Here is a 16,732-nt window from a genome sequence, read left to right on the forward strand (position 1 = left end):
CCCGGAGTGGAAGGGGTGGTCGGGGGAAGCGGTGCTCAGTCGGTCTCCCCCAGGGCCATGCTGATGAGGGCCTCGCTGTCCATGGAGTCGATCTCCGCCGCGCCGACGGCGGCCGGGTCGTCGCCGGTGCTGTCGTCGGCGGTGCCCGCCAGTTCGAGCAGCCGGTCGAGGAGTCCGGTCTCCTGCAGCCGGGCCACCGGGATCCGGGCGAGCGCCTCGCGGACGCCCTCCTCGGTCACGGGTGCCCCGGCGGCGGCGGGTTCCTCCGCCACGGGTTCCGGCGCGAGTTCGGCGAGCAGGTGCTCGGCGAGGGCGCGCGCGTTGGGGTGGTCGTAGATCATGCCGGCGGACAGCTTCAGGCCGGTGACGAGGACCAGCTTGTTGCGGAAGCCCATCGCGGTGAGCGAGTCGAAGCCGATCTCGTTGAACGGCTTGTCGAGCGCCACCTCGTCGGCGTCCGCGTGGCCGAGGATGCCGGCCGCGTGGGTCCTGACCAGGGTGAGCAGGGCGGGCATCCGCTGGTGCGGGGGCATCGCCGCGAGCCGGTCGCGCAGACTGCCGGAGTCGGCCGGGGCGTCCTCGGCGCTGCGGCGGGCCGGGGCGGGTGTCACACCGCGCAGCAGCGGCGGCAGTTCGCCCGGGTCGCGGCCGGCCAGTACCTGGGTGTCGAGCCGGATCGGCAGCAGCAGGGCGTCCGTTCGGCCGGTGGCCGTGTCCAGCAGGGCCAGGCCGTCGGGGACGGTCAGCATGCCGATGCCGGTCTCCGCGATCCGGTCGCTCTCGGCGTCGGTGAGCGTCCCGGCCATGCCCTCCTCGCCGGTGTCCCACATGCCCCACGCGAGGGAGGTGCCGGGCAGTCCGGCGGCCCGGCGGCGGGCGGCGAGCGCGTCGAGGAAGGCGTTCGCGGCGGCGTAGGCGCCCTGGCCGGGTGAGCCGAGGACACCGGCCGCCGAGGAGAACAGCACGAACGCGGTGAGGTCGCGCTCGGCGGTCAGCTCGTGCAGGTTCAGCGCGGCGTCGACCTTGGGCCGCAGCACCGCGTCGACCCGCTCGGGCGTCAGCGAGGTGATGACGCCGTCGTCGAGCACGCCCGCCGCGTGCACGACACCGCGCAGCGGCCGGTCGGCGGGGACCTGGTCGAGCAGGGCCGCGAGCGCGGTGCGGTCGGCGATGTCGCAGGCGGCCGCGGTGACGGTGGCGCCGGCGGCGGTCAGTTCGTCGCGCAGCGCGGCCGCCCCGGGGGCGTCCGGGCCGCGGCGGCTGGCCAGCAGCAGATGCCGTACGCCGTGGGTGTGCACCAGGTGCCGGGCGACGGCGGCGCCGAGCGCGCCGGTCGCGCCGGTGACCAGGACGGTGCCGTCCGCGTCCCAGGCCGGGGCGGCCGCGGTGGCGGCGGCCCGGACCATACGGGGTGCGCGCAGGGTGCCGTCGCGCAGCGCGGTCTGCGGTTCGCCCGCGGCGACGGCCGAGGCGAGCAGCCGTACGGGGACGGTCTCCTCGTCGGCCGGGAGGTCGACCAGGAGGATGGTGCCGGTGTGTTCGGCCTGCGCCGAGCGCACCAGACCGGCGACGGCCGCCCCGGCGAGGTCCGTGGGGCTCTCGCCCGAGGTGGAGACGGCTCCCCGGGTGAGCACGACGAGGGTGCGGTCGGTGGTGCCCGGGTCGGCCAGCCAGGTCTGCAGCAGGCCCAGGACTCGCTGTACCTCGGCGTGGACGTCGTCACCGCCGCTGGGCAGCAGCACCACCGGCGCGTCCGTCGCCGCCGGGTCGGCCCCCGTGCGGGCGGCGAGGTCCCAGCGGTCGGGTCCGAGGAGCTGCCAGCCGGCCGGTGCGGCGACGGCCTCCACCGCGAGGGGCTGCCACTCCACGCCGAACAGGCTGTCGGTGGTGGCGGTGGGCGCGGCGGCCGGGCGGGTGTCCGCCGCGGACAGCGGGCGCAGCAGCAGCGAGCCGACGGAGGCGACCGGGCGGCCGGTGGCGTCGGCCAGCTCCAGGCCGACCACGCCCTGCCCGGTGGGCCGTACGTGGACGCGCAGCCGGGTCGTGCCGACGGCGTGCAGCTCGACCTGCTCCCAGGAGAACGGCAGGACGGGGTCGGCGGACGCGGCGGCGCCGCAGCCGATGGTGTGCAGGGCGGCGTCCAGGAGCGCGGGGTGGATGCCGAACCGGTCGACGTCGGAGGCGGCGCGGGCGTCCAGCTCGACCTCGCCGAACACCTCGTCGCCGCGCCGCCATACGGCGTGCAGCGCGCGGAACTCGGGCCCGTAGGCGAGTCCTTGCTCGGCGAGGCCCTCGTACATGCCGTCGATCGCGAAGGGCTCGGCGCCGGCCGGGGGCCACTGGGCGAGGTCTTCGGTGCGGTGCGCGGCGCCGGGCGCGAGGGTGCCCCTGGCGTGCCGGATCCACGGCCGGTGCGCGTCGGCGCCCTCGGTGCGGGCGTGCACCTGGAAGGGGCGCTTGCCGGTGTGGTCGGGGGCGTCCACGGACAGCTGGAGGCGGACGCCGGTGCGGTCGGGCACGATCAGCGGGGCCTCGACAGTGAGGTCGGCGAGCTGCGGGCAGCCGACGGCGTCACCGGCGCGGATGGCGGCCTCCACGAAGGCGGCGCCGGGCAGCAGGACCACGCCGTTCACACGGTGCCCTGCGAGCCAGGGGTGGGTGCCCAGCGAGAGGCGGCCGGTGAACAACAGGCCGTCCGTTCCGGCGAGTTCGGTGGCGGCGCCGAGCAGCGGGTGCTCCTCGGGTCCGGCGCCGACGCCGGCGTTCTCCACCCAGTAGCGCTTGCGCTGGAAGGGGTAGGTGGGCAGCTCCACCTGGCGCCGCTCGCCGAACAGGGCCCGCCAGTCGACGGACCGGCCGCTGATGTGCAGCCGGCCGAGGCCGGTCAGGACCGACTGGGGTTCGGGCAGGTCCTTGGCGAGGGTCGGGGTGACGAGGGTGTCGTCGGTGCGGTCGGCGAGGGTCTCCTGGGCCAGCGCGGTGAGCGCGCCGCCGGGGCCGACCTCGACGAACCGGGTGACCCCGAGCTGCTCCATGGCGCGCACGGCGTCGAGGAACCGGACGGGGTTGCGGACCTGTCCGGCCCAGTAGCCGGGCGTGGTGAGGTCGTCGTCGGCCTGCTCGCCGGTGACGGTGGAGACGAGCGGGATGCGGGGCTGCGCGAACGCGGCCTTGCCCGCGACGGCGGTGAACTCGTCGAGTATCGGCTCCATGAGCCCCGAGTGGAAGGCGTGCGAGACGCGCAGCCGCCGGGTCCGCTCGAAGGTGCCGGCCACCGCGTCGACCGCCTCCGCCGGGCCTGAAATCACCACGGAGCGGGGGCTGTTGACGGCGGCGATGTCGACCCCGTCGGTCAGGGCGGCCCGGACGTCGGACTCGTCGGCGGCGACGGCGGCCATCGCGCCGCCCGCGGGCAGCGCCTGCATCAGGGCGCCGCGCGCCACGACCAGGGCGCAGGCGTCGTCCAGTTCGAGCACTCCGGCGACATGGGCGGCCGCGAGTTCGCCGATGGAGTGACCGGCGACCACGTCGGGCCTGATCCCCCAGGACTCCAGGAGCCGGAACAGCGCGACCTCGACGGCGAACAGCGCGGGCTGGGTGTACTCGGTGGCGTCGAGCAGGGCCGCCTCGGGGGTGCCCTCCTCGGCCCACATGACGTCCTTCAGCGGGCGCGGCAGCCGGGAGTCGAGTTCCGCGCAGACGGCGTCCAGCGCGTCGGCGAACACCGGGAACTCCGCGTGGAGTTCGCGTCCCATGCCCAGGCGCTGGGAGCCCTGTCCGGAGAACAGGAAGCCGGTGCGGCCGCCCGCGCGGGGCGTTCCGGTGACCACGCCGGGGGCGTCCTCGCCGTCGGCGAGGGCCATCAGGCCGCGCAGGAACTCCGGGTAGCGGCGGCCGACGACGACCGCGCGGTGCTCCAGCGCGGCCCGGCCGGTGGCCAGGGAGTGCCCGACGTCGGCGAGGGGCCGGTCGGGGTCGTCGTTGAGGTACGACAGCAGCCGCTCGGCCTGCAGCCCGAGGGCCTCGCGGTTGCGGCCGGACAGCACCCACGGCACGTACGGCTCGGAGTCGTCGGGGGCGGCCGGCTCCTCGGCGGGCGGCTCCTCGATGATGACGTGGGCGTTGGTGCCGCTCACGCCGAAGGAGGAGATGCCCGCGCGGCGCGGCCGCTCCGTGCGCTCCCAGGGCCGGGCCTCGGTGAGCAGCCGGACCTCGCCCGCGGACCAGTCGATCTCCTCGGACGGCTTGGCGACGTGCAGTGTCCTCGGCAGCAGGCCGTGCTTCAGGGCCAGCACCATCTTCAGCACGCCCGCGGCTCCGGCGGCGGCCTGGGTGTGGCCGAGGTTGGATTTCACCGAGCCGATCAGCAGGGGCCGTTCGGGCGTGGCCTCCCGGCCGTACGTCGCCATCAGCGCCTGTGCCTCGATGGGGTCGCCGAGCCGGGTGCCGGTGCCGTGCGCCTCGACGGCCTCCACGTCGCCGGGGGCGAGTCCCGCCGAGGCGAGGGCCTGGCGGATGACGCGCTGCTGGGCGGGGCCGTTGGGGGCGGTGAGGCCGTTGGAGGTGCCGTCCTGGTTGACGGCGGAGCCGCGCACCAGGGCGAGCACGGGGTGGCCGTGGCGGCGGGCGTCGGAGAGGCGCTCCAGGACCAGCAGGCCCGCGCCCTCGGACCAGGAGGTGCCGTCGGCGTCGTCGGAGAACGCCTTGCAGCGTCCGTCGGGGGCGAGGCCGCCCTGCCGGCTGAACTCCACGAACGTCTCCGGGGTCGCCATCACGGTGACGCCGCCGGCCAGGGCCAGGGTGCACTCGCCCTGCCGCAGGGCCTGCGCGGCGAGGTGCAGGGCGACCAGCGAGGAGGAGCAGGCGGTGTCGACGGAGACCGCGGGGCCCTCCAGACCGAGGGTGTAGGCGATACGGCCGGTGACGATGGAGCCGCTGCTGCCCGCGCCGAGGTAGTCGTGGTACTGCACCCCGGCGAACACACCGGTCCGGCTGCCCTTGAGGGAGCGCGGGTCGATGCCGGCCCGCTCCAGCGCCTCCCAGGACGCCTCGAGCAGGATGCGCTGCTGGGGATCGATCAGGGCCGCGTCCTTGGGGGCGACGCCGAAGAACGCCGGGTCGAAGTCGCCCGCGTCGTACAGGAATCCGCCTTCGCGGACGTACGTGGTGTCGGGGCGGCGCCGGTCGGGGTCGTAGAGGCCGTCGATGTCCCAGCCGCGGTCGGCGGGGAAGTCGCCGATGCCGTCGCCCTCCTCGACGAGGAACCGCCACAGGTCCTCGGGGCTGCTGACGCCGCCGGGGAACCGGCAGGCCAGGCCCACGATCGCGATCGGCTCGTCCGCGTCCCGGGTGCGGACGACGGCCTCGCCGCCGGCGGCGGTGCCGAGCAGCTCGGCGAGCAGATGGTCGGCGAGCGCGGTCGGGGTGGGGTGGTCGAAGACGAGGGTGGCGGGCAGCCGCAGCCCGGTGGCGGCGGTGAGCGCGTTGCGCAGCTCGATCGCGGTCAGCGAGTCGAACCCGAGCTGCTGGAACTCCAGTTGCGGGTCCACGTCGGCCGCGGAGGCGTGCGCGAGAACGGCCGCGGTGTGCTCGCGGACCAGCTCCAGCACGGCGGCCGGGCGGTCCTCGGCGGACAGCACCCCCTCGACCCGGTCCGGCACCCGCACCGCGGCGGACGCCGTGCGCCGGGTGACCCCGCCGGTCAGGGCGTGCAGCGCCCTCGGGGCCTGGTCGCCCGCGGCCCGCAGGGCGGTGTGGTCCAGCCGGAGCGCGACGGTCGTGCCGGTGGCGTCGGCGGGGTCGGTGGCCGTGCGGAGCACCTCGTCGAGGAGCGCGAGGCCCTCGGCGGTGGTCAGCGGCGGCAGTCCCGTGCGGGCGTGCCGGAGCAGGTCGGCCTCGGTGAGCGTGCCGCCCATGCCGCCGATGTCGCCCCACAGTCCCCAGGCCACCGACAGCGCGGGCAGGCCCTGCGCCCTGCGGTGGGCGGCGAAGCCGTCCAGGAAGGCGTTGGCGGCGGCGTAGTCGGCCTGCCCGGGCGCGCCGAGGACGCCGGAGACGGAGGAGAACAGCACGAACGCGGCCAGGTCCAGGTCCCGGGTCAGCTCGTGCAGCGCGAGGGTGCCGTCGACCTTGGGCCGCAGCACCGCGTCCACCCGCTCGGGCGTGAGGTCGGTGACCAGGGCGTCGTCGAGGACGCCCGCCGCGTGGAAGACGGCCGTCAGGGGGTGCGCGGCGTCGAGGGCCTCCCGCAGGGCGTCCACGTCGGCGACGTCGCAGGCGGCGACGCTCACCCGGGCGCCGAGCGCGGTCAGTTCCTCCGCGAGCTCCTCCGTGCCACGGCGGCTGACCAGCAGCAGACGCCGTACGCCGTGCTCGGTGACCAGATGCCGGGCGAGGACCCCGCCGAGCGCGCCGGAGGCGCCGGTGAGCAGCACGGTGCCGTCGGGGTCGAACAGGGCGTCGTCCGCCTCGGAGCGGGCCGCGCGGGTCAGCCGGGTGGCGTGCAGCACGCCGTCGCGCAGGGCGAGTTCGGGCTCGCCGCCGGTGCGTACGGCGTGCAGCACGGGCGCGGTGAGGGCCGCCTCGGCGTCGTCCGCGTCCAGCAGGACGAGACGGCCGGGGTGTTCGGCCTGCGCGGCGCGCACCAGGCCGCGTACGGCCGCGCCCGCGAGGTCGGACACCGGCTCGCCCGTGGGGGCGACGGCGCCCGTGGTGAGCACGACGAGGGTGGCGTCGGCGGTGTGCGCGGACGCCAGCCAGTCCTGGAGGGCCAGCAGCGCGCGCCGGGTCGCGGCACGCACGGCCGCGGCGTCGGTGCCGGCCGGGCTGCGCAGCACGACGGTGGCGGGAACGGGCGCGGTCAGGTCGAGGCCGCCGAACTCGGCCGCGTCGACGGGCTCCTGGCTGACCGTCAGGTCGGGCAGTGGCACCAGGTCGACGTGGTACAGCGGCGGTCGTACGGTCGCCGCGGCGGTGGTGTCCAGGGCGCGGAAGGCGTTGGCCTCGACGGTGGCGACCGGGTCGCCGGCCGCGTCGGCGACGGTCACCGCGAAGGTGTCCGGGGCGACGGGGCTGAAGCGCACCCGCAGGGCGCAGGCGCCGCTCGCGTGGAGTTCGACGCCGGTCCAGGAGAACGGCACGAGTCCTGCGCCGCCCTCGGTGGCGTTGCCGCCGCCCGCCGCGCGCAGGGCGTGCGTGGCCGCGTCCAGGGCGGCCGGGTGCAGGGCGAACTCCTCGGCGCCGTGCGGCGGTTCGTCGGGCAGCCGTACCTCGGCGTAGATGTCCTCGCCGGAGCGCCAGGCGGCGTGCAGCGAGCGGAAGAGCGGCCCGTAGGTCAGTCCGGTGGCGGCGAAGTCGTCGTAGAGCCCGTCGAGCGGGAGCTCCACGGCGTTCTCGGGCGGCCAGACGGTGAGCGGGGTGCCGGGGCGGCCCGGGCCGGCGGTGAGGGTGCCGGACGCGTGGAGGGTCCACGGTTCGTCGTCGGGGGCGTCCTCGGGCCGGGAGTGGACGGTGACGCCGCGACGGCCGGCCGGGTCGGCGGCGCCGACGGCGAGCTGCACCTGGACGCCGCCGTGCTGCGGCAGGGCGAGCGGTGCGCTGAGGGCGAGTTCCTCGACGCGGCCGCAGCCGACCCGGTCGCCCGCCTGGACGGCGAGTTCCACGAAGGCCGTGCCGGGCAGCAGCACGGTCTCGCCGACGCGGTGCTGGGCGAGCCAGGGCTGCCGGGCGGGCGAGAGCCGGCCGGTGAGGACGACACCGTCGCTGCCGGCCAGGGTGACGGCGGCGCCGAGCAGCGGGTGCCCGGCGGCGTGCAGTCCGGCGGAGGCCAGGGCGTCCTGGGCGCCGCGCTCCTCCAGCCAGTAGCGGCGGCGCTGGAAGGCGTACACGGGCAGCGGGATACGACGGGCGCCGTGTCCGGCGAGGACGGCCGCCCAGTCGGGGTCGAGGCCGCTGACGTACAGCCCGGCGAGCGCGGTGAGCGCGGTCGCGGGCTCGGGCCGGTCCTTTCGCAGCAGCGGCAGCAGTACGGCGCGGTCCTCGGCGGTGGTCAGGCTCTGCCGGGCGAGCGCGGTGAGCACGCCGTCGGGGCCGACCTCGACGAAGCGGGTGACGCCGAGCTTCTCCAGGGTGCGTACGCCGTCGTGGAAGCGGACGGCCTCGCGGACGTGCCGCACCCAGTACTCGGGGCTGCGCAGTTCGTCGACGGTGGCCTGCTGTCCGGTGAGGTCGGACACCATCGGGATCGCGGGCTCGGCGAAGGTGATGCCGCGCACGACGGCGGCGAAGTCGTCGAGCATGGCGTCCATGCGCGGCGAGTGGAAGGCGTGGCTGACCCGCAGCTGCCGGGTCTTGCGGCCGAGTCCGGCGAAGTGGGCGGCGATCTCGCGGGCGGCGTCCTCGTCGCCGGAGACGACCACGGAGGTGGGGCCGTTGACGGCGGCGATGCTCACCTGGTCGGTCAGCAGCGGCCGTATCTCGTTCTCGGTGGCCTCCACGGCGATCATCGCGCCGCCCTCGGGCAGGGCCTGCATCAGCCGGCCGCGCGCGGCGACCAGGGAGCACGCGTCGGCGAGGCCGAGGACCCCGGAGACATGGGCGGCGGCGAGGGCGCCGATGGAGTGGCCGATGAGCACGTCCGGGGTGACGGACCAGGACTCAAGGAGCCGGAAGAGGGCGACCTCGACGGCGAACAGGGCGGGCTGGGTGTACTCGGTGCGGTCCAGTCGGTCCGCGTCCTCGAAGATCACCTCGCGCAGCGGGCGGTCCAGGTGCGGCGCAAACGCCTCGCACGCCTCCTCCAGCGCGGCGGCGAACACGGGGAAGGCGGCGTGCAGTTCACGGCCCATGCCGACGCGCTGGGCGCCCTGGCCGGAGAAGAGGAACGCGGTCTGGCCGGGCGTCTGCGGGCCGGTCGGCACCTGCGGCGCGGCGGTCCCGGCGGCCAGGGCCGCGAGCCCGTCGCGGGCGGTGCCCACGCTGTCGGCGAGCACCACGGCCCGGCGTTGCAGCGGGGAGCGGGTGGTGGCGAGGGAGAACCCGAGGTCGAGGAGCGCGGCCGGGTCGTCGTCGCCGAGCCCGGCCGCGACCGGCGCGAGCTGCTCGGCCTGCGCCTGCAGCGCGGCGGCGTTGTGGGCGCTGACGGGCAGCGGCACGGGCGTGCCGGCGGGCCAGGGGGCGGAGGCCTCCGTGTCGGGGGCGGAAGCCTGCGTGTCGGGGGCGGCCTCCGCGGGCGGGGCCTCCTCCAGGATCAGATGCGCGTTGGTGCCGCTGACGCCGAAGGAGGAGACACCGGCCCGGCGCGGGCGGTCCGCGTCGGCGGGCCAGGGCCGCTCCTGCTCCAGCAGGCGTACGTCGCCCTCCGACCAGTCGACCTCCGTGCTGGGCCGGGTCACGTGCAGGGTCTTGGGGAGCAGGCCGCCCTGCAGTGCGAGGACCATCTTGATGACGCCGCTGACTCCGGCGGCGGCCTGCGCGTGCCCGATGTTGGACTTGACCGAGCCGAGCCACAGCGGCCGGTCGGCGGGGCGTCCCTGGCCGTACGTGGCGAGCAGCGCCTGCGCCTCGATGGGGTCGCCGAGGGTGGTGCCGGTGCCGTGGCCCTCGACGGCGTCCACGTCGGCCGGGGTGAGCCCGGCGTTGGTGAGGGCCTGACGGATGACGCGCTGCTGGGAGGGGCCGTTGGGCGCGGTGAGGCCGTTGGAGGCGCCGTCGGAGTTGACGGCGGAGCCGCGGATCACGGCGAGCACCGGGTGGCCGTTGCGGCGGGCGTCGGAGAGCCGCTCCAGCAGGAGCAGGCCCGCGCCCTCGGACCAGCCGGTGCCGTCGGCGTCGTCGGAGAAGGCCTTGCAGCGGCCGTCGGGGGCGAGGCCGCGCTGGCGGCCGAAGGCCCGGAACGGCGAGGGGGTGGCCATCACCATGACGCCGCCCGCGAGGGCGAGGGTGCAGTCGCGCTGGCGCAGCGCCTGGGTGGCCAGGTGCAGGGCGACCAGCGAGGAGGAGCAGGCCGTGTCGACGGTGAGGGCGGGACCCTCCAGGCCGAGGGAGTAGGCGATCCGGCCGGAGATCACCGAGGCGGCGGTGCCGGTGCTGAGGTAGTCGTCGGCGACGGCGGCCATCCGGTCGGCGGGGACGCCGTCGTAGTAGTCCTGGCTGCCGCTGCCGACGAACACGCCGACGGGCGCCTCGCGCAGCGAAAGCGGCGGGATGCCCGCGCGTTCCAGGGTCTCCCAGGCGAGTTCCAGCGCCAGCCGCTGCTGCGGGTCGAGGGCGAGGGCCTCGCGCGGGGAGATGCCGAAGAACGCGGCGTCGAAGTCGCCCGCGCCGTCGAGGAATCCGCCCTGGGTGACGGCCTCGGTGCCGGGGTCGTAGAGCTCCTCGACGTCCCAGCCGCGGTCGGTGGGGAACTCTCCGACGGCGTCGCCGCCGGCCGCGAGCAGCTCCCAGAGGTCCTCCGGTGAGCGCACGCCTCCGGGGAAGCGGCAGCCCATGGCGACGACCGCGACGGGTTCCTGCTCGGCGGCCTCCAGTTCGCGCAGCCGTTCGCGGGTCTTGTGCAGGCTCGCGGTCACTCGCTTGAGATAGTCGACCAGTTTTTCTTCGTCAGCAGCCATCGCGTCTCGTGTCCTGTCCCCGTGGCCCGTCAGCTCGCGCCGAGTTCGTTGTCGATGAGGTCGAAGAGGTCGTCGGCCGTCGCGGTGCGCAGCCGGTCCGAGACCGTGGAGCCGTCGTCCGTGCCGAGCGTTCCGGTGAGCCGGCCGACCAGGTGCTGGAGGCGTGCGGTGACCCGGGAGCGTTCGATCTCGTCCCGGCCGACCGCGGCCAACCGCGCCTCCAGCCGGTCGAGTTCGACGCTCAGGGGTACGTCCGCCGCCGACTCCCCGCCGCACAGCAGCGTCCACAGGTGGTCGGCGAGCGCCTGGGCGTGGACGTGGTCGAAGACGACCGTGGCGGGCAGTCTGCGGCCGATCGCGGTGGCGAGCCGGTTGCGCAGGTCGACCGCGGACACCGAGTCGAAGCCGATCTCCTTGAAGACCTGGCCGGGTTCGACGTCGGTGGCGTCGGCGTGGCCGAGGACGGCCGCCGCCTGGGAGCGCACCAGCTCCAGCAGGTGGCGGCGCTGCTCGTTCTCGGTGAGTCCGGCGAGCCGCTCCGTCAGGGCCGCGGCCCCGGCGTCCGCGGCGGGTTCGGCGCCGCCGGTCTGCGTGGCGAGGACCCGCTGGGCGTCCGGCAGGTCGCGCAGCAGCGGGCGCGGGCGGCGCAGCGTGTAGACGGGGACGAACAGCTCCCAGTCGATGTCCGCGACCACCAGGTGGCTCTCGCCGCGGCCGACGGCCAGGCCGAGCGCCTCGACGGCCGTCTCCGGGTCCATCTCGGCCAGGCCCATCCGGCGCAGATGCGCGCCGTCCGCCTCGCCGACCATGCCGCCGCCGCCCCACGATCCCCAGGCCACGGAGGTCGCGGCCTGTCCGTGGGCGCGCCGGTGCTGGGCGAGCCCGTCGAGGTAGGCGTTGCCCGCGGCGTAGGCGGGCTGCCCGGAGGTGCCCCAGACGGCGGCGCCGGACGCGAACAGCACGAACGCGTCCAGGTCCCGCTCGCCCAGCACCTCGTCGAGTACGGCGGCCCCGCGGGCCTTGGCGCGTAGCGCCGCGGCGAACTCCTCGGGGCTCACCGCGGACACAGGTGTCTCGGCGGTGAGGACCCCGGCCGCGTGCAGGACCGCGGTGAGCGGCTGGTCGTCGGGGAGGGCCGCGACCAACGCGCTCACCGCGTCCCGGTCGGTGACGTCGCAGGACTCCAGGCGCACGTCGACGCCCAGTTCGGTGAGTTCCGCGGCGAGTTCGCGGGCGCCGGGGGCGTCCGCCCCGCGCCGGCTGGTGAGCACAAGTCGTCCGGCGCCGGCCCGGGCCAGTCCGCGGGCCACATGGGCGCCCACTCCCCCGGTGCCGCCGGTGATCAGTACGGTGCCGTGCGGGCGCCAGGAGGGGCGGTCGCCGTCCGGGAGCGGGGCACGCACCAGGCGCCGGGCGAAGGTGCCGGTGGAGCGGACCGCGATCTGGTCCTCGCCGTCGCCTGCGGACAGCGCCCGGCACAGCCGGTCCAGTGCGTCCGCGCCGGCGTCCTGCGGCAGGTCGACCAGGCCGCCCCAGGTGTCCGGCGCGTCCAGCGCCAGCACGGTCCCCAGGCCCCACAGCGCGGCGGAGTCCGGGTCGACGTCCTCGGCCGTGTCGACGGCCACCGCCCGGGAGGTGAGGCACCACAGGGGCGCGTCGATCCCGGCGTCGCCCAGCGCCTGGAGCAGGGTGAGGGTGCCGCCCACGGCGTACGGCAGACCGTCGCTCCCGGCGCCGGAGGGCGCTGCGAAGAGCACTCCTGCGGGCGTACGGCCGTCCAGCGCGGCCCGCAGCCGGGCGGCCAGCTCGGCACGGTCGGCCCCGGCGGCGGGGACGGTGACGACAGTGGCTCCGGCGTCGGTGAGGCCCTGGCCGACGGCCCCGTCGGGACCCACCAGCAGCCACGTGCCGGTCAGCCCGGTGTACCGGCCGCCGGTCAGCGGTGCCCAGGTGACCCGGTAGCGCCAGGCGTCCAGCGCGGCGGCGCGGGTGCGGTCGCGGCGCCAGGCGGACAGGGCGGGCACCAGCGCGCGCAGCGGCTCGGCGTCGCCGAGGCCGAGGAGCCGGGCGAGCGCCTCGGGGTCGTCGCTGTCGACGCCCGCCCAGAACGGGTCGGCGCCGTCCACGGCGGCCCCACCGGCGGGCGCCTCGGGCAGGTCGGGGCTCCAGTAGCGGACGCGCTGGAAGGGGTAGGTGGGGACGTCGGTGGGCTCGGCGTGCGGGAAGAACGCCGTCCAGTCCACCGGCAGCCCGCGCACATGCCGCTCGGCCGCCGAGGCGGCGAACCGGGCGAGGCCGCCCTCGTCGCGGCGCAGGGTGGCGGTGACGACGGCGTCCGTCTCCAGCTCCTCCAGGGTCTCCTGGATGGACATGCCGAGGACCGGGTGGGCGCTGATCTCCAGGAAGGAGACCGGCCCGGCGGCCGCCAGCTCCCGCACGGCGGGGGCGAACCGGACCCGGCCGCGCAGGTTGTCGTACCAGTAGCGGGCGCCGACCTCGGTGCCGTCGAGCCGCTCGCCGGTGACGGTGGACAGCATCGCCACCTCGGCCGTGCGGGGCCTCACGGGCGCGAGGTCGTGCAGCAGGCGCTCCTGAAGGGCGTCGACGTACGCCGAGTGGGAGGCGTAGTCGACGGGGACCCGCTTGGCGCGGACGCCGTCGGCCTCCAGCTCCTCGCGCAGCCGGTCGAGCGTGGTGCCCTCGCCGGAGATCACCACGGACCGGGCACCGTTCTCGGCGGCCACGGAGACGGCCGGGCCGTACGGCGCGATGCGCTTCTCGGCGTCCTCGGCGGACAGGCCGACGGCGAGCATCCCGCCCTCGCGGTCGAGGAGTTCGGCGATGGCCTTGGAACGCAGGGCGACCACACGCGCGCCGTCGTCCAGGGACAGCGCACCGGACACGGTCGCCGCGGCGATCTCGCCCTGCGAGTGGCCGATCACCACATCCGGCTCGACGCCGTGCGCCCGCCACACAGCCGCCAGGGACACCATCACCGCCCACAGCAGGGGCTGTACGACGTCGACGCGGTCGGCGGGCGGAGTGCCGGGCTCACCGCGCAGCACGGCGGTGACGGACCAGTCGGTGTACCGGGCGAGGGCCTCCTCGCACTCGGCGAGCCGGCGCGTGAACACCTCTGACTGGCCGAGGAGTTCGGTGGTCATGCCGGGCCACTGCGACCCCTGCCCGGAGAAGACGAACACGGTACGGCCCGGGGCGCCGGCCCGGCCGGTGACGACCGAGGGCGCCGAGCTGCCCGCCGCCAACGCCTTCAGTCCGGCGGCGAGTTCGTCGCGGTCGCCGCCGACGACGACGGCCCGGTGCTCGAACTGGCTGCGGCCGGTTACCAGGGACAGGCCGAGGTCGTCGGGTCGTACGGCGGTGTCGTCCAGGCGGGCGGCCAGACGGCGGGCGGACTCGCGCAGCGCCGTCTCGGTACGGCCGGACAGCACGAGCGGGGTCACGGCGGGGGCCGGCTCCCGCTCGGCGGCCTCGGCTTCGGGGGCCTCTTCCAGGATGATGTGGGCGTTGGTGCCGCTCATGCCGAAGGAGGACACGGCGGCGCGGCGCGGCCGGCCGGGGTCGGTCCAGGGCTCGGTGTCGGTGAGCAGGCGGACCGCGCCCGAGGTCCAGTCGACGTGCCGGGAGGGCGTGTCGGCGTGCAGGGTCTTCGGCAGCTCCCGGTTCCGCATCGCGAGCAGCATCTTGATGATGCCGGCGACCCCCGCGGCGGCCTGGGTGTGCCCCAGGTTGGACTTGACCGAGCCGAGCCTGAGGGGCTGGCCGGCGGGGCGGCCCTGGCCGTAGGTGGCGAGCAGCGCCTGGGCCTCGATGGGGTCGCCGAGGGTGGTGCCGGTGCCGTGGCCCTCGACGGCGTCCACATCGGCGGTGGTGAGCCCGGCGTCGGCGAGCGCCTGGTGGATGACCTTGATCTGGGAGGGGCCGTTGGGGGCGGTGAAGCCGTTGGAGGCGCCGTCCTGGTTGACGGCGGAGCCGCGGATGACGCCGAGGACGCGGTGGCCGTTGCGTCGGGCGTCGGAGAGACGTTCCAGCAGCAGCACACCGACGCCCTCGGACCAGCCGGTGCCGTCGGCGTCGTCGGAGTACGCCTTGCAGCGGCCGTCGGGCGACAGGCCGCGGCGGCGGGCGAAGTCCACGAAGATCGTCGGGGTGCTCATCACGGCGACGCCGCCGACGAGGGCCATGGTGCACTCCCCGGCACGCAGCGAGCGCGCGGCGAGGTGCAGGGCGACCAGCGAGGAGGAGCAGGCCGTGTCGACGGACACCGACGGGCCCTCCAGGCCGAGGCTGTAGGAGACCTGGCCGGAGATCAGACTGCCGCCGGGGGCGCCGCCGGTGTAGTCGTGGTACATCAGCCCGGCGAACACGCCCGTCGGGGTACCGCGCAGGCTGTCGGGGGCGATCCCGGCCCGCTCGACCGCCTCGTAGGACGCCTCCAGGAGCAGCCGCTGCTGGGGGTCCGTCGCGCCGGCGTCGGCCGGCGAGATGCCGAAGAACGCGGCGTCGAATTCAGGGGCGTCGTAGAGGAATCCACCGCGGCGCACATACGTTTTTCCGGGCCGGTCGGGTTCCGGGTCGAAGATGCGGTCGATGTCCCAGCCACGGTCCGCGGGAAAGTCACCGATGGCGTCGCGGCCCTCGGTGAGCAGGCGCCACAGATCCTCCGGGGAGGAAATACCACCGGGAAATCGGCAGCTCATTCCGACGACCGCGAGGGGTTCATGGCTGCGGGACTCGGCCTCCCGCAGTCGCTGCCGGGTCTCCTGGAGATCGGCGGTCGCACGTTTCAGATAGGCGCGCAGCTTTTCTTCGTGTTCCATCGCCGTCCCGTTCACGAGATGCCCAATTCCATCGCAAGACACAGGCTTTTGCGGTGTCCGCCGCTTTCTCGGATTTCTCCGTGTTCTCGGCGAACGCTACCGAGGGGGGCTTCGCGCACCCACCCCTAAAATTCCGGCCGGACCGTTTTTACCGGTCGGCCGCGAGCCCGGTGAGTTCCGGCACGAGGTCGCGCGGGCTCGGCAGGGCCGCGCACTCCGCGCCCAGTTGACCCGCCCGGGTGCGCAGCGCGGAGTCGCCGGTGACGTCCCGCAGCGCGGCCGCGTCCAGGTGGGCGGGGTCGAGGACGGCGGCGGCGCCGTACCGGACGAGCCGCTCCACCAGGCCCTCCTGCGCGAGGCGGGCCGACAGGACGAGCTGGGGCAGCCCGTGGGAGAAGGCCGCCGCGGCGAGGGCCGGGTCGCCGCCGTGCACCACGCCCGCGCAGGACGGCAGGACGGCGTCGGCGGGGATGTCGTCGAACAGCCGCACCTGGGAGGGCAGCCGGACGCCGGCGGGGACGCGGTCCGCGGGACGGGCGCACACCAGCTCGGCGTCCGTGCCGGCCACGGCCTCGAACAGGGCGGGGATCGCCGCGTCGGGCACGTCGGCGGTCACCAGGACCCGGCGCACACGCGGGGTGCGCCGCAGCCAGACGGGGATCACCTTGGGGCCGGTGTACGGCACGGGCCGCACGGACAGGGTGTCGTCGCCGGACGTCCGCAGGGACGGCGGCAGACAGTCGAGGACGCGGTGCGGGGCGGGGCCGCCGTCCTGCGCCGACGACCCGAAGGGGCCGTCGACCCGGACATGAGGGGTGCCGACCTGCGCCGCCGCGGCGGCACCGGCCGGTGCGGCGGAGTCCCACAGGACCAGCCGGGGCCGCCACAGCCTGCCGTGCGCCACGAGGCCGTCCACGTCGGCCGATTCGTCCAGGAGGGCTTCCGTCTCCGGCACGTCCTTGCCGACGGCGACGGCCACCAGGCCCGTCGCGGTGACGGCCTCCGTGAACGCCGGCCGCGCGGCGATCTGCACCGCGTGCCCCGCCGTGCGCAACGCCCAGGCGAGCGGCACCAGTTGATGCAACCGGTCCTCGGCCGACGGCGTCACCAGCAGAACGCGCATGTGTTCCCTCCAGAGAACCAGCCCGCCGGCACCGGACGGGCGACGGGACGTCACGGACGATAGCCCCGCCCTCACGCGAGGCGGACCCCTAAGCGGGCGGGGGTAGGGGCCGCGTCCTTACGCGTCCCAAGGGCCCCCTGCGGCCCTCAGGCGCGCGG

At 75.8% G+C, this 16,732-nt stretch carries 2 protein-coding genes and 1 pseudogene; all 3 read right to left on the reverse strand.

All coding sequences use genetic code 11. The features are described from left to right. Positions 1-35: 35 nt before the first annotated feature. Positions 36-10,574: pseudogene (locus ACIQ6Y_RS05515) on the reverse strand (SDR family NAD(P)-dependent oxidoreductase); the annotation flags it as partial. A gap of 65 nt (positions 10,575-10,639) precedes the next feature. After that, the gene (locus ACIQ6Y_RS05520) at positions 10,640-15,451 is read right to left on the reverse strand and encodes a type I polyketide synthase (RefSeq protein ID WP_404033259.1); all 4,812 of its coding nucleotides are present in this window, start codon (positions 15,449-15,451) and stop codon (positions 10,640-10,642) included. Between the two features lie 148 nt (positions 15,452-15,599). Then, positions 15,600-16,574: a nucleotide disphospho-sugar-binding domain-containing protein gene (locus tag ACIQ6Y_RS05525; RefSeq protein WP_404033262.1), complete on the reverse strand. Its 975-nt coding sequence runs from the start codon at positions 16,572-16,574 to the stop codon at positions 15,600-15,602. Between the last annotated feature and the right edge of the window lie 158 nt (positions 16,575-16,732).

This window comes from Streptomyces sp. NPDC096205 (genome assembly GCF_044763135.1).
Taxonomy (GTDB): Bacteria; Actinomycetota; Actinomycetes; order Streptomycetales; family Streptomycetaceae; genus Streptomyces.

Bases quoted from the DNA above. Each gene is read 5' to 3' on its own strand.
- ACIQ6Y_RS05520 (WP_404033259.1), bottom strand. From the start codon at position 15,451: ATGGAACACGAAGAAAAGCTGCGCGCCTATCTGAAACGTGCGACCGCC.
- ACIQ6Y_RS05525 (WP_404033262.1), bottom strand. From the start codon at position 16,574: ATGCGCGTTCTGCTGGTGACGCCGTCGGCCGAGGACCGGTTGCATCAA.